This is a genomic window from Stenotrophomonas sp. YJH_SMC_119 (genome assembly GCF_059368315.1).
On record NZ_JCAFRP010000001.1, the window covers coordinates 30,814 to 52,914 of the forward strand.

The 22,101-nt window shown below is 65.8% G+C and carries 27 protein-coding genes and 3 tRNA genes; 15 read left to right on the top strand and 15 right to left on the bottom strand.

The annotated features are described in order from the left end of the window. The first annotated feature begins 185 nt into the window (after window positions 1–185). The 7 genes from AC5P6S_RS00140 (at window position 186) to dxs (ending at window position 6,879) form a co-directional block, all read left to right on the top strand. Window positions 186–261, top strand: a tRNA-Phe gene (locus AC5P6S_RS00140). Between the two features lie 73 nt (window positions 262–334). Continuing rightward, window positions 335–410, top strand: a tRNA-Phe gene (locus AC5P6S_RS00145). A 193-nt stretch (window positions 411–603) separates the two neighbouring features. Then, complete coding sequence (locus AC5P6S_RS00150) at window positions 604–1,155, top strand: lipocalin family protein (protein ID WP_024958015.1); 552 nt, start codon at window positions 604–606, stop codon at window positions 1,153–1,155. A gap of 169 nt (window positions 1,156–1,324) precedes the next feature. Further along, complete coding sequence (locus tag AC5P6S_RS00155; protein ID WP_049395301.1) at window positions 1,325–1,801, top strand: LEA/WHy family protein; 477 nt, start codon at window positions 1,325–1,327, stop codon at window positions 1,799–1,801. 64 nt (window positions 1,802–1,865) lie between these two features. Next, window positions 1,866–3,656, top strand: a complete 1,791-nt coding sequence (locus tag AC5P6S_RS00160; protein WP_099527709.1) for an acyl-CoA dehydrogenase C-terminal domain-containing protein — start codon at window positions 1,866–1,868, stop codon at window positions 3,654–3,656. Window positions 3,657–4,200: 544 nt separating this feature from the next. After that, window positions 4,201–4,866, top strand: coding sequence for an HNH endonuclease (locus AC5P6S_RS00165; protein WP_005410414.1), 666 nt, complete (start codon window positions 4,201–4,203; stop codon window positions 4,864–4,866). A 105-nt stretch (window positions 4,867–4,971) separates the two neighbouring features. Continuing rightward, window positions 4,972–6,879 (top strand): 1-deoxy-D-xylulose-5-phosphate synthase, encoded by a 1,908-nt coding sequence (gene dxs / locus AC5P6S_RS00170; RefSeq protein ID WP_032964317.1) that lies wholly within the window; start codon window positions 4,972–4,974, stop codon window positions 6,877–6,879. An 80-nt stretch (window positions 6,880–6,959) separates the two neighbouring features. On the opposite strand, the gene AC5P6S_RS00175 is transcribed toward dxs, so the two are convergent. The 3 genes from AC5P6S_RS00175 to AC5P6S_RS00185 all read right to left on the bottom strand — a co-directional run bounded on the left by AC5P6S_RS00175 (window position 6,960) and on the right by AC5P6S_RS00185 (window position 8,231). Next, window positions 6,960–7,163 (bottom strand): hypothetical protein, encoded by a 204-nt coding sequence (locus AC5P6S_RS00175; RefSeq protein ID WP_005410416.1) that lies wholly within the window; start codon window positions 7,161–7,163, stop codon window positions 6,960–6,962. A gap of 168 nt (window positions 7,164–7,331) precedes the next feature. Further along, window positions 7,332–7,892, bottom strand: a complete 561-nt coding sequence (locus AC5P6S_RS00180; RefSeq protein ID WP_005410417.1) for a DUF3011 domain-containing protein — start codon at window positions 7,890–7,892, stop codon at window positions 7,332–7,334. A 132-nt stretch (window positions 7,893–8,024) separates the two neighbouring features. Continuing rightward, entirely contained in the window at window positions 8,025–8,231 is a 207-nt protein-coding gene (locus tag AC5P6S_RS00185) for a hypothetical protein (protein ID WP_005410418.1), read from the bottom strand. Window positions 8,232–8,635: 404 nt separating this feature from the next. On the opposite strand from AC5P6S_RS00185, the gene AC5P6S_RS00190 reads away from it, so the two are divergent. The 4 genes from AC5P6S_RS00190 to AC5P6S_RS00205 all read left to right on the top strand — a co-directional run bounded on the left by AC5P6S_RS00190 (window position 8,636) and on the right by AC5P6S_RS00205 (window position 10,173). Then, entirely contained in the window at window positions 8,636–8,920 is a 285-nt protein-coding gene (locus AC5P6S_RS00190; protein ID WP_005410420.1) for a hypothetical protein, read from the top strand. A 12-nt stretch (window positions 8,921–8,932) separates the two neighbouring features. Next, entirely contained in the window at window positions 8,933–9,166 is a 234-nt protein-coding gene (locus AC5P6S_RS00195) for a DUF1653 domain-containing protein (RefSeq protein ID WP_059034964.1), read from the top strand. 88 nt (window positions 9,167–9,254) lie between these two features. After that, window positions 9,255–9,827 (top strand): TetR/AcrR family transcriptional regulator, encoded by a 573-nt coding sequence (locus AC5P6S_RS00200; protein ID WP_012480869.1) that lies wholly within the window; start codon window positions 9,255–9,257, stop codon window positions 9,825–9,827. Between the two features lie 13 nt (window positions 9,828–9,840). Further along, window positions 9,841–10,173 (top strand): SMR family transporter, encoded by a 333-nt coding sequence (locus AC5P6S_RS00205; protein ID WP_005410423.1) that lies wholly within the window; start codon window positions 9,841–9,843, stop codon window positions 10,171–10,173. Window positions 10,174–10,195: 22 nt separating this feature from the next. Here the strand turns inward: AC5P6S_RS00205 and AC5P6S_RS00210 are convergent, their stop codons facing one another. Both AC5P6S_RS00210 and AC5P6S_RS00215 read right to left on the bottom strand, forming a co-directional pair. Continuing rightward, a complete protein-coding gene (locus tag AC5P6S_RS00210; RefSeq protein ID WP_005410424.1) occupies window positions 10,196–10,369 on the bottom strand; it encodes a DUF1328 domain-containing protein in 174 nt (57 codons plus the stop codon). Window positions 10,370–10,463: 94 nt separating this feature from the next. Further along, entirely contained in the window at window positions 10,464–11,105 is a 642-nt protein-coding gene (locus AC5P6S_RS00215) for a LysE family translocator (protein WP_185695138.1), read from the bottom strand. A 156-nt stretch (window positions 11,106–11,261) separates the two neighbouring features. On the opposite strand from AC5P6S_RS00215, the gene AC5P6S_RS00220 reads away from it, so the two are divergent. Continuing rightward, entirely contained in the window at window positions 11,262–11,954 is a 693-nt protein-coding gene (locus AC5P6S_RS00220) for an aspartate/glutamate racemase family protein (protein ID WP_005410426.1), read from the top strand. A gap of 24 nt (window positions 11,955–11,978) precedes the next feature. On the opposite strand, the gene AC5P6S_RS00225 is transcribed toward AC5P6S_RS00220, so the two are convergent. After that, complete coding sequence (locus tag AC5P6S_RS00225; protein WP_033833235.1) at window positions 11,979–12,374, bottom strand: hypothetical protein; 396 nt, start codon at window positions 12,372–12,374, stop codon at window positions 11,979–11,981. Between the two features lie 243 nt (window positions 12,375–12,617). On the opposite strand from AC5P6S_RS00225, the gene AC5P6S_RS00230 reads away from it, so the two are divergent. The 3 genes from AC5P6S_RS00230 to AC5P6S_RS00240 all read left to right on the top strand — a co-directional run bounded on the left by AC5P6S_RS00230 (window position 12,618) and on the right by AC5P6S_RS00240 (window position 14,004). Continuing rightward, the gene (locus tag AC5P6S_RS00230) at window positions 12,618–13,127 is read left to right on the top strand and encodes a DUF3011 domain-containing protein (RefSeq protein WP_065183991.1); all 510 of its coding nucleotides are present in this window, start codon (window positions 12,618–12,620) and stop codon (window positions 13,125–13,127) included. Between the two features lie 86 nt (window positions 13,128–13,213). Further along, a complete protein-coding gene (locus AC5P6S_RS00235) occupies window positions 13,214–13,567 on the top strand; it encodes a DUF6713 family protein (protein ID WP_043035591.1) in 354 nt (117 codons plus the stop codon). Further along, the gene (locus tag AC5P6S_RS00240; RefSeq protein ID WP_012480872.1) at window positions 13,564–14,004 is read left to right on the top strand and encodes a GNAT family N-acetyltransferase; all 441 of its coding nucleotides are present in this window, start codon (window positions 13,564–13,566) and stop codon (window positions 14,002–14,004) included. The genes AC5P6S_RS00235 and AC5P6S_RS00240 overlap by 4 nt, the downstream gene beginning before the upstream one ends. A 64-nt stretch (window positions 14,005–14,068) precedes the next feature. Here the strand turns inward: AC5P6S_RS00240 and AC5P6S_RS00245 are convergent. The 9 genes from AC5P6S_RS00245 to thrS form a co-directional block, all read right to left on the bottom strand. Then, window positions 14,069–14,145, bottom strand: a tRNA-Pro gene (locus AC5P6S_RS00245). Window positions 14,146–14,213: 68 nt separating this feature from the next. After that, window positions 14,214–14,570: a MerR family transcriptional regulator gene (locus tag AC5P6S_RS00250; protein ID WP_005410431.1), complete on the bottom strand. Its 357-nt coding sequence runs from the start codon at window positions 14,568–14,570 to the stop codon at window positions 14,214–14,216. After that, complete coding sequence (locus tag AC5P6S_RS00255; protein ID WP_005410432.1) at window positions 14,551–14,850, bottom strand: integration host factor subunit alpha; 300 nt, start codon at window positions 14,848–14,850, stop codon at window positions 14,551–14,553. Before AC5P6S_RS00255 ends, AC5P6S_RS00250 begins: the two co-directional genes overlap by 20 nt. A 27-nt stretch (window positions 14,851–14,877) precedes the next feature. Beyond that, window positions 14,878–17,259, bottom strand: a complete 2,382-nt coding sequence (gene pheT, locus AC5P6S_RS00260; protein ID WP_099497999.1) for a phenylalanine--tRNA ligase subunit beta — start codon at window positions 17,257–17,259, stop codon at window positions 14,878–14,880. A 120-nt stretch (window positions 17,260–17,379) separates the two neighbouring features. Continuing rightward, window positions 17,380–18,375, bottom strand: a complete 996-nt coding sequence (locus AC5P6S_RS00265; protein WP_005410434.1) for a phenylalanine--tRNA ligase subunit alpha — start codon at window positions 18,373–18,375, stop codon at window positions 17,380–17,382. 192 nt (window positions 18,376–18,567) lie between these two features. Further along, on the bottom strand, window positions 18,568–18,927 hold the full coding sequence (gene rplT / locus AC5P6S_RS00270; RefSeq protein ID WP_005410435.1) for a 50S ribosomal protein L20: 360 nt from the start codon (window positions 18,925–18,927) through the stop codon (window positions 18,568–18,570). A gap of 11 nt (window positions 18,928–18,938) precedes the next feature. After that, entirely contained in the window at window positions 18,939–19,136 is a 198-nt protein-coding gene (gene rpmI, locus AC5P6S_RS00275; protein WP_005410436.1) for a 50S ribosomal protein L35, read from the bottom strand. A 265-nt stretch (window positions 19,137–19,401) separates the two neighbouring features. Then, window positions 19,402–19,944: a translation initiation factor IF-3 gene (infC, locus tag AC5P6S_RS00280; protein WP_005410437.1), complete on the bottom strand. Its 543-nt coding sequence runs from the start codon at window positions 19,942–19,944 to the stop codon at window positions 19,402–19,404. Between the two features lie 48 nt (window positions 19,945–19,992). Then, window positions 19,993–21,894, bottom strand: a complete 1,902-nt coding sequence (gene thrS / locus AC5P6S_RS00285; RefSeq protein ID WP_005410438.1) for a threonine--tRNA ligase — start codon at window positions 21,892–21,894, stop codon at window positions 19,993–19,995. Window positions 21,895–22,101 lie beyond the last annotated feature (207 nt).

The following is a 22,101-nucleotide window of genomic DNA, read 5'->3' on the forward strand; positions in this document are numbered from 1 at the left end:
GCGACCTGCTGATTTCCACCGCAGACGATGATCGATTGGCCACGCCCCGCCCCACAACGGAGGATCAAGCACTTGCGAGCCCGCAGACGGCAATGTGAAGAAATCTTGGCAAAACGCTTGCCGAAGGCAGCCGACCTCCGTAATATACGCGTCCTTGGCAGCGACCTCGCTGCAACGAAACATGTGGCCGAGTAGCTCAGTTGGTAGAGCAGGGGATTGAAAATCCCCGTGTCGGCGGTTCGATTCCGTCTTCGGCCACCACTTTCGAAGGCCTGCAGAAATGCGGGTCTTTTTTTTCCGGAAACCGGGTTTGATCACGGTTGCCACACAATTTGGCCGAGTAGCTCAGTTGGTAGAGCAGGGGATTGAAAATCCCCGTGTCGGCGGTTCGATTCCGTCTTCGGCCACCATCTTCAGAGACCTGCAGAAATGCAGGTCTTTTTTTTGCGTGCGGCCTGCCATCCACGCATGGCGTGGATCTACCTGGCGCTGGCCCCTTCCATGGCCTCGATCCATGCCGGGCCACCGCCGTCTGGTTGACGAAACATTTACACCGGTACCCGCCGCGGCACCTACGCTGCAGATTCCTGCCGGAGCCTGCCGATGCAATTGCGCCCCACCCTGCTCGCCTGCCTGCTGCTGGCCGCCGCCCCGGTGATCGCCGCCGAACCGGTGCGTGCAGTCGACACGCTGGACATCGACCGCTATGCAGGCCAATGGCACGAGATCGCTCACCTGCCGGTGTCATTCCAGAAGCAGTGCGTCGGCGAGATCACCGCCAACTACGGGCTGCGCCGCGATGGCCGCATCAGTGTCACCAATGCCTGCCGCAAAGCCGACGGAGAACGCGTGATCGCCGAAGGCGTTGCACGCCCGGTGGCTGGCCATCCCGGCCAACTGCAGGTGCGCTTCGTTCCGGACTGGCTGAGCTGGGTGCCACTGGTCTGGGCCGACTACTGGGTGCTGGCGCTGGACCCGGACTACCAGTGGGCCCTGGTTGGTGAACCGGACCGGAAATACCTGTGGATCCTCTCGCGCCTGCCGGAAATGGACCGCGCCCGGTTCGAGCAGTTGAAGGAAAAAGCCGAAGCCATGGGCTACGACCTGCGCCCGCTGCGCCTGATGGCCCCGCTTCGCGATACGCCCGCCGATTGAGCCGCAGTTCAATCCGTACGCGCACCGTGCGCCCGAAGATCCAGCGCTGCGCACGCCCCGCCGCCATCTTCACGCGCTACCCTCTGCGACGGCTCGCCACAGGCGATCCAAACGACCATACGCCGTAGTATGCTTATTCCAACGCACCGCCTCCAGAGGACCTGCGCCCATGCTCCACCGTTTCCGTATCGCCTTGATCGTCCTGAGCACCCTCGCCCTTGCCGCCTGCGGCAACGGCATCGTCAAGCGTGTTTCGGAACCGGCGGCCAGCCTGCAGCAGCTGACCGTACGCGCCGACGGCAACTGGACCGTGGCCCTGCGCCTGCAGAACTACAGCTCCATGCCGATGACCTTCGATGACGTCTCGCTGGCACTGACCGTCGGCGACAGCGACGCCGGCACCCTGCAGGCCAAGCCCGGTATCTCCATCGGCGGCACCTCCGCGGATGTCATCAATGTCGACCTGGTGCCCAGTTCGGCCGCACGCCTGGTGGTGGCCGATGCACTGGCCGGCAACCGCACCCTGGCCTATGGCCTGAAGGGAACGGTCGCGGCCACGCCGCAGGAAAAGAAGCAGCGCAGCTTCGATATCAGCAGCCGCAGCACCCTCAACCAGGCCCCGGGCCTGCCGGGCGTGCTGCGCTGATTTCCACCTCCGTCGCGGCGCCTGGCGCCGCTCTCCCCTGCCCTGATCAAATCGAGACGTACCGATGAGCAGCTACACCGCCCCGCTTTCCGACCTCCGTTTCGCCCTGCACGACGTGCTCAAGGTCGAACCCCTGTTCGCCCGCCTGGGCTTCACCGACGCCACCGCCGACGTGGTCGATGCCGTGCTGGAAGAAGCTGGCCGCTTCAGCGCAACCGTGCTGGCCCCGCTCAACAGCGTTGGCGACGAGATCGGTTGCGTGCTCGACCAGGCAACCGGTGAAGTGACCACCCCGCCCGGCTTCAAGCAGGCCTACGACCAGTTCGTCAATGGCGGCTGGACCGGCCTGACCGCCTCGCCGGAACTGGGGGGCCAGGGCCTGCCGCACACCCTTGGCGTGCCGCTCAACGAAATGATCAACGCCGCCAACCTGGCGTGGGGCAACTTCCCGCTGCTCTCGCACGGCGCCATCGAAGCGCTGAAGCAGCACGGCGAGGCCTGGCAGCACGAGGCCTTCCTCAAGCCGCTGATCGAGGGCCGCTGGACCGGCACCATGTGCCTGACCGAGCCGCACTGCGGTACCGACCTGGGCCTGCTGAAGACCAAGGCCGAGCCGAACGCCGATGGCAGCTACTCGATCACCGGCACCAAGATCTTCATCACCGCCGGCGAGCACGACCTGACCGAAAACATCGTGCACTTGGTGCTGGCCAAGCTGCCCGACGCCCCTCCGGGCGCCAAGGGCATCTCGCTGTTCGTCACGCCCAAGTTCAAGGTCGACCGCGATGGCAATGTCGGCGAGCGCAACGCACTGCGCTGCGGCTCGATCGAGCACAAGATGGGTATCAAGGGTTCGGTCACCTGCGTGATGAACTTCGACGGTGCGCAGGGTTACCTGGTCGGCCAGCCGCACAAGGGCCTGCAGGCCATGTTCACCATGATGAACACCGCGCGCCTGGGCGTCGGCCTTCAGGGCATCGGCCTGTCCGAGCGCGCTTACCAGAACGCACTGAAGTACAGCCGTGAACGCCTGCAGTCGCGCGCCCTGAGCGGTGCGAAATTCCCGGACAAGCCGGCCGACCCGATCCTGGTGCACCCGGATGTGCGCCGCATGCTGCTGACGGTGAAGTCGCTGGTCGAGGGCAGCCGCCTGCTGGCCCTGCACGCCGCCACCCTGATCGACATCGCCCACCATGCCGAGGATGCCGCCGAGCGCGAGCGCGCCGACACCCTGGTGAGCTTCCTGACCCCGATCTCCAAGGCCTGCCAGACCGAATGGGGCATCGAGAACACCTACAACGCCCTGCAGTGCTTCGGTGGCCACGGCTACATCCGCGAACACGGCATGGAACAGCTGGCCCGCGACGCTCGCATCACCACCCTGTATGAAGGCACCACCGGCATCCAGGCGCTGGACCTGATCGGCCGCAAGACCGCGTCCAGCCAGGGCGCCGGCCTGAAGCTGATGCTGGCCGAGATCGAAGCCTTCGCCAAGGAACACGAGGGCAACGAAGCGCTGGCCGAGTTCATCGGCCCGCTGCGCGCCAAGTCCGCCGAATGGGGCAAGCTGACCCTGGACGTGCTGCAGCGCGCGGCCGGCAATCCGGACGAACTGGGCGCAGCCAGCTACGACTACCTGTTCTATTCGGGCTACGTGGTACTGGCCTACTGGTGGGCCCGCAGCGTGGCCGCCGCCGACGCCAGCGCGCACGGCGCCGCCTTCGCCAAGGGCAAGCGCGAAACCGCTCGCTTCTACTTCGCCCGTGTGCTGCCGCGCACCCTCAGCCACGCCGCCGCGATCCAGGCCGGCGCCGCCCCGCTGATGGCGATGGACGACGAGCGCTTCGGCGCCTGAGCCGGGCTGCCGCCCGGCACCCGCGGTAGTGCCGGCCGCTGGCCGGCAACCGCAATAGCTGGCTTCCTGCGGGATGGCGAGGTGGGTCCAATTGCGGGGGACGGCGCAAATACGTTCCTTTAGCCTCGATCGCGCCATCCATGGCGCTCACGCCCCCGCAACCGGACCCACCCCGCCTTCGACAGATTTCCGCTGCTGCAGATCCACGCCACGCGTGGATGAGAACCCCCTAAATCCCTCTGGAGAAGAGCCCCCTTTTGTTAAAGGGGGCGCGCCGACAGGCGCGGGGATTAGGAAGAATGCGCGGGCAACCCAGCGCGCCAACGGCGGGCTGGGTTGCTAAAGGGGGCGCACCGACAGGTGCGGGGGATTAGGAAGAATGCGCGGGCAACCCAGCGCGCCAACGGCGGGCTGGGTTGCTAAAGGGGGCGCACCGACAGGTGCGGGGGATAGGAGGAATGCGCGGACCTGAATCGTTGCGATTTGCGTATCGCCGACAGGCGATACACAAATCGTCAACATTCAGGTATAAGCTGTTCTCCCGATGGAGACAGACACTACACGCTTGGGTCTGATCGAAGCCGGAGCTCCGTTTTCTGCTCCGGGCGCCGAAGCATCGCCCAACGCCACGACGCTGCATCGCCCCGGTTCGGTCCGGCTGCTCTCGCTTGATGCCCACGGACGCGTACTGGACTGGATCACCTGGCAGGATGCGGCGTGCCTCTACGCCCGCGAAGCGGTGGCCTGGACGCTGGGCGATCCCTGCCTGCACATCCACGGCGGCACCAATCGCTTCAGCGGCCTGCAGAGCGGCATGGACCTGCACCCGATCATCGCCGCGCGCGGCCATGCCCGCTCCCGCGCGATCGACCCCACGCCGAACCTGACCAACCCGGCCCTGTTCGCCCGCGACGCCCACCTGTGCATGTACTGCGGCCAGCAGTTCAACCGCCCCACGCTCACCCGCGACCACGTCGTGCCACTGTCCAAGGGCGGCCTGGACTGCTGGGAAAACGTGGTCACCGCCTGTTTCCACTGCAACTCGCGCAAGAGCGACCGCACCCCGCAGCAGGCCGGAATGCCGCTGCTGGCCGTGCCCTACCGGCCCAGCTGGATCGAGCACCTGATCCTGTCCAACCGCAACATCCTGGCCGACCAGATGGCCTTCCTGAAGGCGCAATTGCCCAAGCGGTCGAAACTGAGCACCTGAACGCCTGAAAATGCAACCCTCACCGTCCTGTCACGGACGGCGGCGTTTGCTTGCCCCACCCCCGTTTGAGGGCGAAAATGGGCATTCAGAAAAAGTGCGAACATGATGATCGACTCTGCCCGCTATCCCCGCCTCGCGCGCATCCAGACGCCGGATGACCTGCGCACGTTCGACGAATCCGAACTGAGGGCGGTTGCCGACGAACTGCGCGCCTACCTCATCGAATCGGTGGGCAAGAGCGGTGGCCACTTCGCCGCCGGCCTGGGCGTGATCGAACTCACCGTAGCCCTGCACTACCTGTACCAGACTCCGGTCGACCAGCTGGTCTGGGACGTCGGTCACCAGACCTACCCGCACAAGATCCTGACCGGGCGCCGCGACCAGATCCACACCGTCAAGCAGAAGGACGGCGTCGCGCCATTCCCGAAGCGCGAGGAGAGCGAATACGACACCTTTGGCGTCGGCCACTCCTCCACCTCGATCTCGGCGGCACTCGGCATGGCCATTGCCCGCCAGTCCGAAGGCGACGACCGCAAGATCGTGGCGGTGATCGGTGACGGTGCGATGACCGCCGGCATGGCCTTCGAAGCGCTGATGCACGCCGGCGGCATGGACCCGGAACCGAACCTGCTGGTGATCCTCAACGACAACAACATGTCGATCTCCGAGGCGGTCGGCGGCCTGACCAAGATGCTCGGCCGTGCCACCGGCAGCCGGACGCTCAATGCGCTGCGCGAAGGCGGCAAGAAGATCCTCGGTGACAAGAAGAACAACCCGGCGCGTTTCGTGAAGCGCTGGGAAGAACACTGGAAGGGCATGTTCGTGCCGTCCACGATGTTCGAGGAGATGGGCTTCCACTACACCGGCCCGATCGACGGCCACGACATGCCCGCCCTGCTGTCCACGCTGAAGACGCTGCGCGCCTCCAAGGGCCCGAAGCTGCTGCACGTGATGACCACCAAGGGCAAGGGCTACGAGCCGGCCGAAGGCGACCAGATCGGTTACCACGCCGTGGGCCCGTTCGATCCGGACAAGGGCCTGGTGGCCAAGGCCGGTGCCAAGAAGCCGACCTATACCGATGTGTTCAGCGACTGGCTGTGCGATGCCGCCGCCGCCGAGCCCCGCCTGTACGGCATCACCCCGGCGATGCGCGAAGGCTCCGGCCTGGTGCGTTTCAGCAAGGAATACCCGCAGCGCTATTTCGACGTGGCGATTGCCGAACAGCATGCGGTCACCCTCGCCGCCGGCATGGCCACCCAGGGTGGCAAGCCGGTGGTGGCGATCTACTCGACCTTCCTGCAGCGCGCGTACGACCAGCTGGTACATGACGTGGCGATCCAGGACCTGGACGTGCTGTTCGCGATCGATCGCGCCGGCGTGGTCGGCCCGGACGGTGCGACCCATGCCGGCAACCTCGACCTGAGCTTCCTGCGCTGCGTGCCCAACCTGGTGGTGATGGCACCGTCCAACGAAGCCGAGTGCCGGCAGATGCTCAGCACCGGCCTGCAGCACCCGGGCCCGGCCGCCGTGCGCTACCCGCGCGGCACCGGCACCGGCGTTGCAGCCGGCACCGACCTGTCCACCCTGCCGATCGGCAAGGGCGAACTGCGCCTGCAGGGCAGCCGCATTGCCCTGCTCGCCTTCGGCAGCACCGTGGCCGCCGCCGAGCAGGTCGGCCGCGAACTCGGCCTGAGCGTGGTCAACATGCGTTTCATCAAGCCGCTGGACCGCGAGCTGGTGCTGGCTGTCGCCGCCCAGCACGAGGGCCTGGTGACGATCGAAGACAACGTGGTGGCCGGTGGCGCCGGTTCAGGCGTCGGCGAGCTGCTCAATGCCGAAGGCGTGCTGCGCCCGATCCTGCACCTGGGCCTGCCCGACAGCTACCAGCACCATGCCAGCCGCGAGGACCTGCTGGCCGAAGCAGGTATCGACGCCGCGGGCATCCGTGCGGCCGTGCTCAAGCGTTGGCCGCAGCTGGCCACAGGTACCCCGCCGCTGAGCGCGGCGGGCTGAGACCGATTGCCACCCAGTGGATCCGCGCATGGCGTGGATAGCGGGGCCCGGAAACAGGACCTGGCCGGAAACCCCCGCCCTCAGCCGTAGCTGACCGCTTCCACGAAGGCGCCGCTGGCTTCCACGCGCACGGCAGCGCGCTGCCCGGTATCGACAAAGTGCAGGCGCGCCAGGGTTTCAGCGAAGTCGAAGGCGCGGGCACCGTCGCGGAAATCGATCGGCTCCGGCCGGTCCGGATGCAGCACGCGCCATTGGCGCTGTTCGCATTGCAGGCGGATCAACATGCGGCTCACTCCTTGAGGCAGCGTATCGACGGTAGCGGGACATTCCTGCCGATCACGGCAGGCATCGTCGCAACAGATCAGGGACACACAGAGATGCCCTGATCGCAGAAGATACGGCAATTCAAAATGTGAGCTGTATCAGATTTTTCTGATTTTAGAGGGGCACGCTCAGTTCACCTGGAACTGTGCCCGGCAGCCGTCGCTGACCCAGATGCCACGACGATCCCAGCCCCAGGTCTGGCCCTCGATGCAGGCACTGCGCGAATCCTGGCGAACCAGGCGCACGCCGCGGCGGATGCGGGCGTCGCAGTACTCCTGGCGATGCCCATTGGAATGACAGGTGATCACCTCACCGCCGCCCCAACCGTTGCCGTTGCCGTTGCCCCAGCCACCCCCATTGCCCCAGCCGCCACCACGACGGTACTCGCCGACGAACTCGGCGCGGCAGCCCTGGGTCACCCAGACGCCATAGCGCGACTGGCCCCAGGTCTCACCTTCCACGCACGGCGAGCCGGACAACTGGCGGATCATCCGCGCGCGGCCCTCCAGACGGCACTCGTTGCTACGGTTCTTGATCGACTCGCAGCGCACGATGCCGCTGCCTTCGCGGCCACCGTAGCGGTCGTCGTCATAGCCGTAGCCATAGCTCTGCGCCTGGGCGCCACCCGCCGCCGCCAGCATCGGCAGCAGGGTGCAGGCCAGGGTACGCCAGGTGAGTGCCTTGCCCATCGAGATCTCCAGATGAATACGATGGCGCAAGCATCCGGGATTCGCGGCACGGCGCACAGGGGGGGCGCGTGACGCCGGTTTTTCCCCATTCAAGCAACGCAACCGTAGCTGACTGCACCGCAACGACCGGCGTCAGTCTCCTACATGCAGGGCATCCACCGCGCTGCCGAGCGCCTCGACCCGCACCGTGCTGCGCTGGCCGGTGCGACGGTGGTGCTCGAGGGCCCGCGCCGCGGCGACATCGAAAGCCTCGGCGCCCCGCGCATATCGGGTTGCGTCATGCACCTGCGGATCCAGCACGGACCAGTGCCGGGCGTTGCGTTGAACGGTAATGACCATGAGGGGCTCCTGCGGATGGAAGGATGCGACGGCAGGCGGACGGTCCACGTGCCGGTACACCTTCAGGCTAGCGATCACCTCAGGGGTGGCCCATCAGATTTGTACGAAAATGCCGCGCCCTCCGGTCAGCCCTTTGCCTGCCCTCACATCCCTGAGTCCATTTAGCCTGTTCATTCCGTGATTCTTGTCACGGAGTCAGCCGGGCTTCACACTACCGTCATCAACAGGGGCCCCTTCCACATGCGCACCTTCTTCTCGCAGCAGCGTTGGACGCTGCTGAAGTTCTATTTCGTGGCCAGCTACCTCGTGCTGATCGAGGAACTGATCCGCGCCGCCATGCACTGAGCGCTTGCTGCAGGGCTATTTGCGACAGACACTGTCGCTTTAGGCACGGAGCCCGCCCGATGAAAGCGCTTCTTCTGATTCCAGCCCTGCTGGTGCTCTCCGCCTGTGCCAACCAGCATCAGGCCGCTGCGCGTGCCGATACGGCGGCCACTTCACCCGCCACGCCGAAGGTCGGTGGCGACCGCGATGCCCACGGTTGCATCGGTTCGGCCGGCTACCAGTGGTGCGAGCACAGCCAGCGTTGCGAACGTCCGTGGGAACTGGCGCAGGCACAGGGCCTGGCCAACACCGCCGAAGCCATCGATGCCTACTGCGCGAAGCCGGCCAGCCCGGCGCGCAAGTGAGTCGCGCCGCCCATGGCTGAGCTGAGTCCGCTCCCCACCCTGGCCACAGGCCGCTACCGCCACTTCAAGGGTGGCGAGTACGAAGTGCTCGACATCGTCCGCAGCAGCGAGACCCTGCAGCCGATGGTGCTGTACCGCGCGCTGTATGGCGAAGGTGGCCTGTGGGTACGCCCGTACGCCATGTTCGTCGAGCAGGTGCCCGGCGAGCACGGACCGCAACCGCGTTTCGCCCGCGTCGACGCATGAGGGTTCCGCTGCCGGCCATGGCCGGCAGCGCGCGGTAACGCGGCGGGCCTGCGTTACAATCGTACCGTCCAGTCGGTTTCTTCCCGCCATGTCCGCATCCCCCTCCCGTTCGCGCCGCAAGGCGCCCGACAGCGTGCGCCAGTCACTGCTGCAGGCCACCATTGAAGTGATCGGCCGTAACGGCCTGGCCGCGCTGACCGTGCAGGACGTCGCGCAGGCCGCCGGTGTCAGCAAGGGTGCGTTGTTCCATCATTTCAGCAGCAAGCAGGTGCTGGTGGATGAAGCCATCGGAGCGCTGATTGGAGAATTCGAAGCGCGCGTGCGCGCCCTGCTGCAGGAAAACCCCGAAGGCCATGGCCGTTTCAGCCGCGCCTATGTGCAGGCCAACTTCGAGCATCTGCTGCAGCAGGAGCAGGACAACGACATCGGCCTGACCTTGGGCAACCTGATGGAACCGGGCCTGCTTGCGCACTGGCGCAACTGGAAGCGCGCGATGCTGGCCGAGTTCCCTGGCGAAGCCGGCGACCCACGGCTGTACGCGGCGCGCTGCGCTGCCGATGGCTACTGGGCCACGGCCTATGGGCGTCCGCTGGACGAGGAAGAACGTGCCAATGCATTGGCCATGGCCGAACAGGCCCTGAAACTGTGCGACCCGCAGTGAGCTGGAGCGCTCGATGAATCCCTACCTCTACCTTGCCGCTGCCATCGTGCTGGAAGTGATTGCCACATCACTGCTGAAGGCATCCGACGGCATGAGCCGGCTGGCGCCGACACTGGGCGCACTGGTCGGCTACGGGCTGTGCTTCTACCTGCTGTCGATGACCATGAAGTCGATCCCGACCGGCATCGCCTACGCAATCTGGTCCGGCGTCGGCATCGTGCTGATCTCACTGATCGGGCTGGTGGTGTTCAAGCAGCGCCTGGATGCACCGGCGTTGATCGGCATCGGCCTGATCTGCGCCGGCGTACTGGTGATCAACCTGTTCTCGCGCAGCAGCGCGCACTGAGCACGCTGCTGCGCGATCAACGCTAGCTGACCTTCTTCGCTACGGTCATGCCGAGCAGGAACAGCACCACGGCGATGATGATGCCGGCCCAGAACAGGAACTTGGCGATACCGACCGCGGCACCGGCAATGCCACCGAAGCCGAGCACGCCTGCGATCACACCGATGACGGCGAAGATGATGGCCCACTTGATCATGTCAAACCTTTCCCTGCGGGGACTGCGTACTGGATGATCAGGCTAGGCCGTGGCCGATGCGGCAATCGTGAACAGGCCGCGTGCGCGGCGTGAATCAGCGCGGACGGAAGCGCAGCAGCGCGACGGCAAACGCCAGGAACACGCTGCCCACCAGGCGCTCGAACCAGCGTCGCGCAAACGGCTTGGCCAACCAGCGGCGAAGGCCATGGCCACCGACCGCATACATCACGTACCAGAACAGTTCGCACGCGGCGAAGGTGGCCACCAGCACGCTGTACTGCAGCGCCTGGCCGCGTGATGGGTCGACGAACTGCGGCAGGAACGCCGCCGCGAACAGCAGCAGCTTGGGATTGCTCAGGCCCACCAGAAGGCCACCACGGAACACCTTCCACGCGCCCAGCGAGGCCGCAACCGGCGGCGTAGCATCGACCGTCACCGGCGGTGCCGGCCGGCAACTGTCTCGCCATGCCTTCAGGCCCAGCCAGGCCAGATAGGCCACGCCCAGATAGCGCAGCACCTCGAACAGCATCGGCGAGGAATGCAGCAGCGCACTCAGGCCTGCTGCGGAGGCCGCCAGCACCAGCAGCATCGCCAGCAGGCAGCCGGCCATCGCCGGCACACTGCCACGGAACCCCAGTCCGACGCTGCGACCGAGGATATGCAGCATGTTCGGCCCCGGCGTACCACACAGAACGAACACCGTGGCGAGGAACCACCACCAGGTATGCAGGGCCATAGCGCACATCCACTTCAGAAGATCCAACCAGCATAGAGTGCGCCGGGCCTGGCGCGGCACACACAGCGCAGCACGGATGTGGTGGTTACAGATCGCCGCCATCGGCAACCGGGCACCATCTGTGCTGCAATGAGGGCTCCTGGCACGGAGCGGCGCATGAAGACCCTTGGCCTGATCGGTGGCATGAGCTGGGAAAGCTCGGCCCAGTACTACCGGCTCATCAACGAGGAGGTACGGCGGCGGCTCGGCGGTGCGCACTCGGCACAGCTGCTGCTGTGGTCGGTGGATTTCGCCGGCATCAAGCAGCTGCAGCACGAGGGCGACTGGGACACCCTGGGTGACCACATGGTCGATGGCGCGCGGCGCCTGCAGGCGGGCGGCGCCGACCTGCTGCTGATCTGCACCAATACCATGCACAAGCTGACCGATCGCATCGAGGCGGCCTGCACGCTACCGCTGCTGCATATCGCCGACCCCACCGCCCAGGCCATCGTGCAGGCAGGCGCACGCAAGGTGGGCCTGCTCGGCACCGCCTTCACCATGGAACAGGACTTCTACCGCGGCCGGCTGCAGGATCGCTTCGGGCTGGAGGTGCTGGTACCCGAAGCCGATGATCGTCGCAGCGTGCACGACATCATCTACCAGGAGTTGATCGCTGGTGTGGTCAGCGAGCACTCACGGCAGGTCTATGCCGGCGTGATCGCGCGACTGGTGGCGCGCGGTGCCGAAGCAATCATTCTTGGCTGCACCGAGATCATGCTGCTGGTACGCCCGGAGGACAGTGCAGTGCCGCTGTTCGATACCACCGCCCTGCATGCGCGGGCCGCCGTGGACACGGCCCTGGCTTGAATCAATGCGCGCAGGAGCGCGGAATCAGTCCGCGCCCTGCACCTCCAGCGCGGTGATCAGCCACTCGACCACCGCCGGTGAATCGCACAGGAAGAAGATGGCGTCACCGGAGCGTGCTTCGGTAAGCAGCCGATAGATCGTGATCGCCACCGCCGACTGGTTGGCGATGAACACTTCCGGGCTGCGCGGCCCTTCACTATGCCCGGCAACAGCATGCAATGCCTTGCGCGCAGCCACAGTGGCAGCCGGGTCCGCGCTGCGGGTCAGTTCCGGCCCGCGCAGCCCCCAGGCAACGAACACATGCTTGCCCTTGAACGTAGTGTCCAGGACCCGCACCTCGGCGCCACCTGCGTCGGCCGAGCGATGAATGACGGTACTGCTGATCAACGCAACCCCCTGTGGTCGTCGTGGTCCGCGCATCCTCCCCCGCAGGCCGCCCGCACACCAGTGACGGCAGCCACAGGCTGCGCCGACAGGCGTGGAAGACATGTAAGAAGGTGTAAACCGATGCGATCGGATGTGCAGCGATGATACGGGATGTAAGCCTCTGCATGGGCTGGTGCGCACTACTAAATCCCTCCTGAGCCGCTTCCGGAACGATGCGTTCCGACGGCCCCGTGCTGGGTCATTCTTGCCGCCCGAATACCCGCCCGAGGCTCCCCCATGACCCTTCGCCCGCTGCTGCCGATCACCGGCGCCGCCCTTGCCCTGCTGCTGACCGCCACCGCCGTGGCCGCCCAGGACTACGACACTGATCACATTCCAGCGCTGCGCTGCGAATCCCAGTTCAACAAGACCGAGCAATGCCCCATCGAGGGACCGATGCGCCTGGCCAGGCAGCTGTCGGTGACCCGTTGCGTGGAAGACCAGAACTGGGGCCAGAGCCGGCGCATGCTGTGGGTGACCGACGGCTGCCGCGCCGAGTTCGTCGCCGACGAACACGGCCGCTGGCCGGGACGTGGCCGCAGCCGTGATCGCGACAACGAGGGCGAACGCCTGGTCTGCGAGTCCTACGAGAACAAGGACAAGGAGTGCCGGATTCGCGTGCGCCATGAGGTACGGCTGGTCAGGCAGAAATCGGTGACAGCCTGCATCGAGGACCGCAACTGGGGCTGGGACCGCCGTGGGGTGTGGGTCAGCGACGGCTGCCGTGCCGAGTTTCGTGTGTATTGACTGCCGGCCGCGCGCTGGCTGCATCGAGCAGGCGTGCGTGCCAGGCGGAGTCGATAGACTATGGCCTGCACGGCAGGGAGCACGACATGGAACGATGGTATCTGGCGACGCTGCTGGCGTTGATCCTGCATCAGATCGACGCTGCGTTCTGGCAGGAATGGGCCATGTTCCATGTCCCCGGTGGCATCCAGGGCTTCCTGCTGTTCAACCTGTTCGCAGTCGGCGCCGTGCTTTGGGGTTATCGCCAGATCGTGCTGGGCACATCCACGGCGCGCAGCTATGCACTGGCTTGCGGGGGACTCGGCATTGGCACGGCACTGATCCATCTGGCCTTTGCCCTGTTCGGTCGCAGTGAATTCCACCTGCCGCTGTCGATTGCCGTCCTGCTCGCCTGCTTTGTGTCGGGTGGCGGCCTGTTGCTGAAGCTGCGCCCGCGATGAACCGGGCGTCCTCTTCTCCGCACCTGCGCGACGGCATTCCGCAGGACGCAGATGCCTTGATCGCGCTCGACAGCGTGGCAGCCACTGATCCACGGCGGATCATGCAGATTGCCGACTGGCTGGCGCACGGCGTCGTGCAGGTCGCCGAGCAGGACGGCAAGATCGTCGGCTACCTGGTCATCCATCACCACTTCTTTGGCGAAGCCTTCATTGAAATGTTGATGGTGGCGCGCGAACAGCGCAGCCAGGGCATCGGCGCCATCCTGCTGCGGCACGCGATCAGGTGGCGCGGTGGCGGCAAGCTGTTCACTTCGACCAATGCCTCCAACACGGGCATGCAACGCCTGCTCGCTGCCGCCGGCTTCGTGGGCAGCGGCATCGTGCATGGCCTGGATGAAGGCGATCCGGAACTCATCTACCGCTTCGCGGAAAACTGATCAGATCTGCAGAACGCACAAAAAAGCCCGCGCATTGCTGCGCAGGCTCCTTGATTCATCACAGTGGTCGGGACGGCCGGATTCGAACCGACGACCCTCTGCCCCCCAGGCAGATGCGCTACCAGGCTGCGCTACGCCCCGACTGATGCTGCGATGTGCCCGCCAGTGCGGCGGGCCGTGAAGTATAGCGGATTACGATGGAAATGGGATCAGCGGCGCAACAACTGCAGCACTTCTTCCAGCTCCATGCGCACCTGCTTGATGATCTGGTTGCTCAGCGCCGATTCCTCGCGGGCATCGGGGCCATCCAGGCGCAGGCGGGCACCACCGATGGTGTAGCCCTGTTCGTACAGCAGGCTGCGGATCTGCCGCACCATCAGCACGTCATGGCGCTGGTAGTAGCGGCGGTTGCCTCGGCGCTTGGCCGGCTCAAGGCTGGGAAACTCGGTTTCCCAGTAGCGCAGGACGTGCGGCTTGACGTCGCACAGCTCGCTGACCTCACCAATGGTGAAGTAGCGCTTGGCCGGGATCGGCGGTAGTTCGCGGTTACTGCCCGGATCCAGCATAAGCCTCCACCCTCTCCTTGAGCTTCTGGCCCGGACGGAAGGTGACCACCGTACGGGCGGAAATCGGAATTTCCTCGCCGGTCTTGGGGTTGCGACCCGGGCGCTGGTTCTTGCGCCGCAGATCGAAATTACCGAAGCCCGACAGCTTCACCTGACGTCCCTGTTCCAATGCTTCACGCAGCACATCGAAAAACGCGTCGACGAATTCCTTGGCTTCACGCTTGTTCAGACCGACTTCGTCGAACAGCTTTTCCGCCATCTCCGCCTTGGTCAATGCCATTGCCTGCTACCCCCGAGTGCTGCCCGCTCAGCCGCGGATCCGGGCGTGGTGTTCACGCTCGATGGCAGTGACCGCCTCGGCCACCACCGCATCCACGTCGCGGTCCGTCAGAGTGCGCGACTTGTCCTGCAAAATCAAGCCCATAGCGAGACTCTTGAAGCCCGGCTCGACGCCCTGGCCAACATAGCGGTCGAACAGGTTCAGGTCGCGCAGCAGCGGGCCGGCGGCCTGGCGGACGGTCGCCGCCAGGTCGGCCCAGGCCACCTGCTCAGGCACCAGGAACGCCAGGTCGCGGCGCACCGCCGGGAAGCGCGACAGCTCGCCGGCACGCGGCAGGCGACGGGCGGTCAGCGGCTCCAGGTCCAGCTCGAAGGCGTACACGTCGGCCTCGATCTCCATCGCCCGCGCCAGGCGCGGATGGATCTGGCCGATCCAGCCGATGGCCACGCCATCGCGGAACACCTCGGCCGAACGCGCCGGGTGGCCGTAGGCGCGGGCCGACGGACGGAACTCCAGCTGCGCGCCACTGGCAGCCGCCAGTGATTCCAGGTCGCCCTTCAGGTCATGGAAATCGACCTTGCGGGTCGGCAGGCCCCACTGCACCGCCTGCGCCTCACCGCAGACCGCAGCGGCCACGCGCGGGGTTTCCAGCGGCGCCGGTTGGCCGTCTCCGCCCTGCTGGGCAAACACACGGCCGATCTCGAACAGGCGCACGCGGCCCAGCTGGCGCGCGGCATTGCGGCCAAGCGTGGCGACCAGGCCCGGCAGCAGCGACGGACGCATCACCGCCAGTTCCGCCGACAGCGGGTTGGCCAGCGGCACCAGACCGTCGCGCAGCTGCCACTGGGTCAGCAGCGCGTCGTCGACGAAGGCGAAGTTGACGGTTTCCTGCTGGTCACGGGCGATCAGCTGGCGGCGCACGCTCAGCGCGTCCAGCTGGGTCTCGCTCGGCATCGCCACGCGCGAGGCACCGCCCGGCAGCGTGGTCGGGATCTGCTCGTAACCGTGGATGCGGGCCAGCTCTTCGATCAGGTCTTCTTCGATGGCGATGTCGAAGCGGCGGCTCGGCGCCGTGACCTGCCAGCCCTCGGCGGTAGCAACCACGTCCATGCCAAGCGCGCGCAGGATGCGCTCGACTTCGGCATCGTCGATGCTGATGCCGAGCACGCGGGTGATGCGGGCGCGGCGCAGCACGATGGTCGCCGGCTGCGGCAGATCGGCTTCACGCACGGCCTCGGTGACCGGTGCCGGGGTACCGCCGGCCAGGTCCAGCACCAGGCGGGTGGCGTACTCGATCGCGGTGCGCGGCAGCGCCGGATCGACGCCGCGCTCGAAGCGATGGCCGGCATCGGTGTGCAGGCCCAGCTTGCGGCCACGGCCCATGATCGCGGCCGGCGCGAAGTGCGCGGCTTCCAGGAACACGGCGGTGGTCGCGTCGGTGACGCGGGTGTCGAAGCCGCCCATCAGGCCGGCCAGGCCGACCGCACGGTCAGCATCGGTGACCACCAGGAAGCTGTCGTCCAGCGCAGCATCGCGGCCGTCCAGCAGCTTCAGCGTCTCGCCCGCGCGCGAACGGCGCACGGCGATGCTGCCCTGCAGGGTGCCCAGGTCGTACGCGTGCATCGGCTGGCCCAGCTCCAGCATCACGTACTGGGTGATGTCGACCAGCAGCGAGACCGGACGCACACCACTGCGGCGCAGGCGCTCGGCCATCCACAGCGGGGTCCTGGCGGCAGCATTGACGCCTTCGATGACACGGCCCAGGTAACGCGGCGCTTCGGCGCCGGCGTCGAGCTGGATCGACAGTTCGCGGTTGCCAACCGGCACGATGGCATCGGCGGCGAAGTCCAGCACTTCACTGCGGGTGGCGGCGGCGACGTCGTAGGCGATGCCGCGCAGGCTGAAGCAGTCGGCGCGGTTCGGGGTCAGCTTGATCTCGATGCTGGCGTCCGGCAGGCCCAGGTACTCGACCAGGGTCTGGCCGATCGGGGCATCGTCCGGCAGTTCCAGCAGGCCGGACGCATCGCTGTCCAGGCCCAGCTCCTTGGCCGAGCACAGCATGCCGTTGGACTCGACGCCACGCAGCTTGGCCGGTTTGATCTTCAGCTCGCCGATCTGCGCACCAACCATCGCCAGCGGCGCGACCAGGCCCGGGCGTGCGTTCGGTGCGCCACACACGATCTGCAGCAGTTCGCCCTGCCCGGCATCGACCCTGCACACCTGCAGGCGGTCGGCTTCCGGATGGCGCACGGCTTCAACGATGCGTGCCACGACCACGTGATCGAGGCCTTCGCCAAGCGCGGTTACTTCTTCCACTTCCAGGCCGATGGCGGTCAGCACCGCGCTCAGCTCATCGCGCGAGGCGGAGGTCGGGACGTGGCTGCGCAGCCAGTTTTCGGAGAATTTCATGGTGTCACCCTGGTGGGAGGCGTGCCTCCCGTTGCGGTTTTTGGGGTCGCCCAGCGCATGCGCAAGCAGGCGTCCATCCAGAAAGCAGCCGAGCAGGGCTCGGCTCTACACGGTTGCGGCTTACGCGAACTGCTTCAGGAACCGCACATCGTTCTCGAAGAACGCGCGCAGGTCGTTGACGCCGTAGCGCAGCATCGCGAAACGCTCCACGCCCATGCCGAAGGCGAAGCCGGTGTAGCGCTCCGGATCGATGCCGACATTGCGCAGCACGTTCGGATGGACCATGCCGCAACCGAGCACTTCCAGCCAGCGGGTGCTGCCATCGGGCTGCTGCCAGGCGATGTCCACTTCCGCACCCGGTTCAACGAACGGGAAGTAGCTGGGGCGGAAGCGCATCTCGAAGTCGCGCTCGAAGAACGCACGCACGAACTCGGCCAGCGTGCCCTTCAGGTCGGCGAAGGTCGAATGCTCGTCCACCAGCAGGCCTTCCACCTGATGGAACATCGGCGAGTGGGTCTGGTCGCTGTCGCTGCGGTACACCTTGCCGGCGGCGATCATGCGCAGCGGCGGCGCGTGGTCGCCCATGTAGCGCACCTGCACACCGGAGGTATGCGTACGCAGCAGGCGGCCGTCGCCGAAGTAGAAGGTGTCATGCATGGCGCGCGCCGGGTGGTGCGGCGGGAAGTTCAGCGCCTCGAAGTTGTGCCAGTCGTCCTCGATCTCCGGCCCTTCCGACAGCTCGTAGCCCAGCCGGCCGAAGATGCCGGTGATGCGCTCCAGGGTGCGGGTGATCGGGTGCAGGCCGGCACGGTCGCCATTGCGGCCCGGCAGGGTGATGTCGATGGCTTCGGCGGCCAGGCGCGCATCCAGTGCCGCGTCTTCCAGCAGCGCCTTGCGCTCGCCCAGCGCGCGGGTCAGCACGTCGCGGGCCTGGTTGATCGCTTCACCGGCGGCCTTGCGCTCGTCGGCCGGCAGGGCACCGAGCTGCTTGAGCTGCGAGGTGATGCTGCCGCTCTTGCCAAGCAGGGCCACGCGCAGCTGCTCCAGCACGTCGGGGCTCTGTGCGGCGGCCACATCGGCCAGCGCCTGGGTGGTGAGGGATTGGATGTCGCTCATGGGGGGCTGGAACTCCAGTCGATCTGCCATCGCGATGCGCGAAGGGCCGACCCCTGTCGCCACCGCCGTCCCCGCGCTGCCGTCGTGGCCTCGCCGGGACCCAAAAAAGAATGGGGAAGGACTTGCGCCCTTCCCCATGCATTGCCTTGACCTGACACCGTCCGAGTGAACGGTTACGGCATCGGGAAGGACTTATGCCGCCAGCGCGCCCTTGGCCTTTTCGGCCAGCGCAGCAAAACCGGCTGCGTCGTGCACGGCGATGTCAGCCAGGACCTTGCGATCCAGGGTGATGCCGGCCTTCAGCAGACCGTTCATGAAGCGGCTGTAGCTCAGGCCGTTGATGCGGGCAGCCGCATTGATACGGGTGATCCACAGCGAACGGAAGTTGCGCTTCTTCTGCTTACGGCCGATGTAGGCGTACTGCTGTGCCTTGATGACCGCCTGCTTGGCGACGCGGAAGACCTTGCGGCGGGCGTTGTAATAGCCCTTGGCGAGATCCAGGATTTTCTTGTGGCGGCGACGCGCCTGTACGCCACGCTTAACTCGTGCCATTTTTCAGTTCCTCAGAGGTAAGGGAGCATGCGGTCCAGACGGCCTGCGTCTTCTGCACGGACATGGCCCGTCTGACGCAGATTACGCTTACGCTTGGTCGCTTTCTTCGTGAGGATGTGGCTACGGTTGGCGTGGCCGCACTTGTACTTGCCCGAGGCGGTCTTGCGGAAACGCTTGGCCGCTGCCCGGTTGGTCTTGATCTTGGGCATTGCAATGTCCTTGATGGGATATGACCCTGGTTTCTGACTGATCTGGCGGCGGCCTGGGCCGCTCTTTCCGTCCTGCCATGATCGGCGTACGACCCGTCCTGGGTGGGTCGAGCCGGGCATGATACAGGCAAAACCGCCCTGCCACCAGCCCCTGCAACCCTTTACCGGCGATTCACCGGCGTCCTGCAAAAGCAAAGGGACGCCAGCGGCGTCCCCTTACCCTGAACCCTTCAGCCAGGCGCCCCGGAAGGCGGCCCGTCAGGCCTCAGGTCTTCTTCTTCGGCGCGATCATCATGACCATCTGACGCCCTTCCAGGCGCGGACGGGATTCAATGACGATGTCCTCGCCCAGATCGGTCTCGATCCGGTTGGCCATTTCGCGGCCCAGTTCCTGGTGGCTCATTTCACGGCCACGGAAACGGATGTTGACCTTGATCTTGTCACCATCTTCGAGGAACCCGCGCATCTTGCGCAGCTTGATCTGGTAGTCGCCCTCGTCCGTGACCGGACGGAACTTCACTTCCTTGATCTCGACCTGCTTGGTCTTCTTCTTGGCCTCGCTGGCCTTCTTCTGCGCTTCGAACTTGAACTTGCCGAAGTCCATGATCTTGCAGACCGGCGGATCGGCCTGCGGCTGGATCTCGACCAGGTCCAGGCCTTCATCTTCGGCCATGGACAGCGCTTCGTCGCGCGACAACACGCCGATCATTTCTCCGTCACTGCCGATCACGCGGACGCGCGGCACACGGATTTCCTGATTCTTGCGGTTCTGTTTGTTGTCAGGGGTGCTGATATTACGTTCTCCCAAGGGTATCGAACCGGTCCGGGTGCCTGTGCGCCCGGACCGGACCTTTGCTTACGCGCCCTCGGCGTGGAGCCGCTCGATGAAGGCCTGCAGGCTCATGCTGCCCAGGTCTTCGCCAGAACGCGTACGCACCGCCACAGCCCCATTTTCCTTCTCGCGGTCACCGATGACCAGCAGGTAGGGCACGCGCTGCAACGTATGCTCGCGGATTTTATAGCCGATCTTCTCGTTACGCAAATCCGAGCTGACGCGGAAGCCTTGCTCCGCAAGGGTTTTGGTCACGCCCGAGACGTAGTCGGCCTGGGCGTCGGTGATGTTGGCCACCACCACCTGGGTCGGCGCCAGCCAAGCCGGGAACTGGCCGGCATGGTGCTCGATCAGGATGCCCAGGAAGCGCTCCATCGAGCCGACGATGGCGCGGTGCAGCATGACCGGGTGCTTCTTCTGGCTGTTCTCGTCCACGTACTCGGCGCCCAGGCGGCCCGGCATCATGAAGTCCACCTGCATGGTGCCCAGCTGCCAGGTACGGCCGATGGCATCCTTCAGGTGGTACTCGATCTTCGGGCCGTAGAAGGCGCCCTCGCCCGGCAGCTCCTGCCATTCCACGCCACAGGCGGTCAGCGCCGAGCGCAGCGCGCCTTCGGCCTTGTCCCAAGTGGCGTCGTCACCCAGGCGCGATTCCGGGCGCAGCGCGATCTTGATCTGGATCTCGTCGAAACCGAAGTGCTGGTAGACCGCCAGCGCCTGCTGGTGGAAGGCCGTCACTTCCGACTCGATCTGGTTTTCCGTGCAGAACACGTGGCCGTCGTCCTGGGTGAAGCCACGCACGCGCAGGATGCCGTGCAGCGCGCCGGACGGCTCGTTGCGATGGCACGAACCGAACTCACCATAGCGGATCGGCAGGTCGCGGTAGCTGTGCAGGCCCTGGTTGAACACCTGGATGTGGCCCGGGCAGTTCATCGGCTTGACCGCGTACGTGCGCTTCTCCGATTCGGTGAAGAACATGTTGTCCTGGTAGTTGTCCCAGTGACCGGACTTCTTCCACAGGCTCACGTCCAGGATCTGCGGGCAGCGCACTTCGCCATAGCCGCTGTTGCGGTAGACCTTGCGCATGTACTGCTCGACCACCTGCCACAGCGCCCAGCCCTTCGGGTGCCAGAACACCAGGCCCGGTGCTTCTTCCTGCAGGTGGAACAGGTCCTGCTGCTTGCCGATGCGGCGGTGGTCGCGCATTTCAGCTTCTTCGATGCGCTTGATGTACGCCTCGAGCTGCTTCTTGTCGGCCCAGGCGGTGCCGTAGATGCGCTGCAGCTGCTCGTTCTGCGCGTCGCCGCGCCAGTAGGCGCCGGAGATGCGGGTCAGCTTGAAGGCCTTCAGGAAGCGCGTGTTCGGCACGTGCGGGCCACGGCACATGTCCACGTATTCCTGGTGGTAGTACATGCCCATCGCCTGGATGTCGTCGGACATGTCCTCGATCAGGCGCAGCTTGTAGTCCTCGCCACGGGCCTTGAAGATCTCGATCACTTCGGCGCGCGGGGTCATCTTCTTGATGACGTCGTAGTCCTGGGCGATCAGCTCGCCCATGCGCTTCTCGATCGCGGCCATGTCGTCCGGGGTGAACGGGCGCTCGGAGTAGATGTCGTAATAGAAGCCTTCGGCGATCACCGGGCCGATCACCATCTTCACGTCCGGGTAGAGCTGCTTGACGGCGTGGCCGACCAGGTGGGCGCAGGAGTGGCGGATGATCTCCACGCCCTCCTCGTCCTTGGCGGTGATGATGCGCAGGCTGGCATCGTGGTCGATGACGTCGCTGGCATCGACCAGCACGCCATCCACGGCACCGGCGATGGTGGCCTTGGCCAGGCCGGCGCCAATCGACTGGGCGACCTCCATGACGCTGACGGGGTTTTCAAATTCGCGGCGGCTGCCGTCGGGAAGAGTAATGTTGATCATCGCAGTGGCTTCGTGCGGGGCCCGCTGGGCGGGCTGGAAAGCGTTCCCGGGGCGGCGCCCGGGCAATAAAAAAGCGCCGCGAGGGCGCCTGGAACACAGGGCCTTCGGGGGCAGGTCAACAGTGGGCGGTGGTAGTGCTCATGTCGCACGCTCGGCCGGCGCTGGACGCGGGCCACCTTGTTCCAGTCAGGGTTCTACGATGATCTT

Bases quoted from the DNA above. Each gene is read 5' to 3' on its own strand.
- AC5P6S_RS00150 (WP_024958015.1), top strand. From the start codon at position 604: ATGCAATTGCGCCCCACCCTGCTCGCCTGCCTGCTGCTGGCCGCCGCC.
- AC5P6S_RS00155 (WP_049395301.1), top strand. From the start codon at position 1,325: ATGCTCCACCGTTTCCGTATCGCCTTGATCGTCCTGAGCACCCTCGCC.
- AC5P6S_RS00160 (WP_099527709.1), top strand. From the start codon at position 1,866: ATGAGCAGCTACACCGCCCCGCTTTCCGACCTCCGTTTCGCCCTGCAC.
- AC5P6S_RS00165 (WP_005410414.1), top strand. From the start codon at position 4,201: ATGGAGACAGACACTACACGCTTGGGTCTGATCGAAGCCGGAGCTCCG.
- dxs (WP_032964317.1), top strand. From the start codon at position 4,972: ATGATCGACTCTGCCCGCTATCCCCGCCTCGCGCGCATCCAGACGCCG.
- AC5P6S_RS00175 (WP_005410416.1), bottom strand. From the start codon at position 7,163: ATGTTGATCCGCCTGCAATGCGAACAGCGCCAATGGCGCGTGCTGCAT.
- AC5P6S_RS00180 (WP_005410417.1), bottom strand. From the start codon at position 7,892: ATGGGCAAGGCACTCACCTGGCGTACCCTGGCCTGCACCCTGCTGCCG.
- AC5P6S_RS00185 (WP_005410418.1), bottom strand. From the start codon at position 8,231: ATGGTCATTACCGTTCAACGCAACGCCCGGCACTGGTCCGTGCTGGAT.
- AC5P6S_RS00190 (WP_005410420.1), top strand. From the start codon at position 8,636: ATGAAAGCGCTTCTTCTGATTCCAGCCCTGCTGGTGCTCTCCGCCTGT.
- AC5P6S_RS00195 (WP_059034964.1), top strand. From the start codon at position 8,933: ATGGCTGAGCTGAGTCCGCTCCCCACCCTGGCCACAGGCCGCTACCGC.
- AC5P6S_RS00200 (WP_012480869.1), top strand. From the start codon at position 9,255: ATGTCCGCATCCCCCTCCCGTTCGCGCCGCAAGGCGCCCGACAGCGTG.
- AC5P6S_RS00205 (WP_005410423.1), top strand. From the start codon at position 9,841: ATGAATCCCTACCTCTACCTTGCCGCTGCCATCGTGCTGGAAGTGATT.
- AC5P6S_RS00210 (WP_005410424.1), bottom strand. From the start codon at position 10,369: ATGATCAAGTGGGCCATCATCTTCGCCGTCATCGGTGTGATCGCAGGC.
- AC5P6S_RS00215 (WP_185695138.1), bottom strand. From the start codon at position 11,105: ATGGCCCTGCATACCTGGTGGTGGTTCCTCGCCACGGTGTTCGTTCTG.
- AC5P6S_RS00220 (WP_005410426.1), top strand. From the start codon at position 11,262: ATGAAGACCCTTGGCCTGATCGGTGGCATGAGCTGGGAAAGCTCGGCC.
- AC5P6S_RS00225 (WP_033833235.1), bottom strand. From the start codon at position 12,374: ATGCGCGGACCACGACGACCACAGGGGGTTGCGTTGATCAGCAGTACC.
- AC5P6S_RS00230 (WP_065183991.1), top strand. From the start codon at position 12,618: ATGACCCTTCGCCCGCTGCTGCCGATCACCGGCGCCGCCCTTGCCCTG.
- AC5P6S_RS00235 (WP_043035591.1), top strand. From the start codon at position 13,214: ATGGAACGATGGTATCTGGCGACGCTGCTGGCGTTGATCCTGCATCAG.
- AC5P6S_RS00240 (WP_012480872.1), top strand. From the start codon at position 13,564: ATGAACCGGGCGTCCTCTTCTCCGCACCTGCGCGACGGCATTCCGCAG.
- AC5P6S_RS00250 (WP_005410431.1), bottom strand. From the start codon at position 14,570: ATGCTGGATCCGGGCAGTAACCGCGAACTACCGCCGATCCCGGCCAAG.
- AC5P6S_RS00255 (WP_005410432.1), bottom strand. From the start codon at position 14,850: ATGGCATTGACCAAGGCGGAGATGGCGGAAAAGCTGTTCGACGAAGTC.
- pheT (WP_099497999.1), bottom strand. From the start codon at position 17,259: ATGAAATTCTCCGAAAACTGGCTGCGCAGCCACGTCCCGACCTCCGCC.
- AC5P6S_RS00265 (WP_005410434.1), bottom strand. From the start codon at position 18,375: ATGAGCGACATCCAATCCCTCACCACCCAGGCGCTGGCCGATGTGGCC.
- rplT (WP_005410435.1), bottom strand. From the start codon at position 18,927: ATGGCACGAGTTAAGCGTGGCGTACAGGCGCGTCGCCGCCACAAGAAA.
- rpmI (WP_005410436.1), bottom strand. From the start codon at position 19,136: ATGCCCAAGATCAAGACCAACCGGGCAGCGGCCAAGCGTTTCCGCAAG.
- thrS (WP_005410438.1), bottom strand. From the start codon at position 21,894: ATGATCAACATTACTCTTCCCGACGGCAGCCGCCGCGAATTTGAAAAC.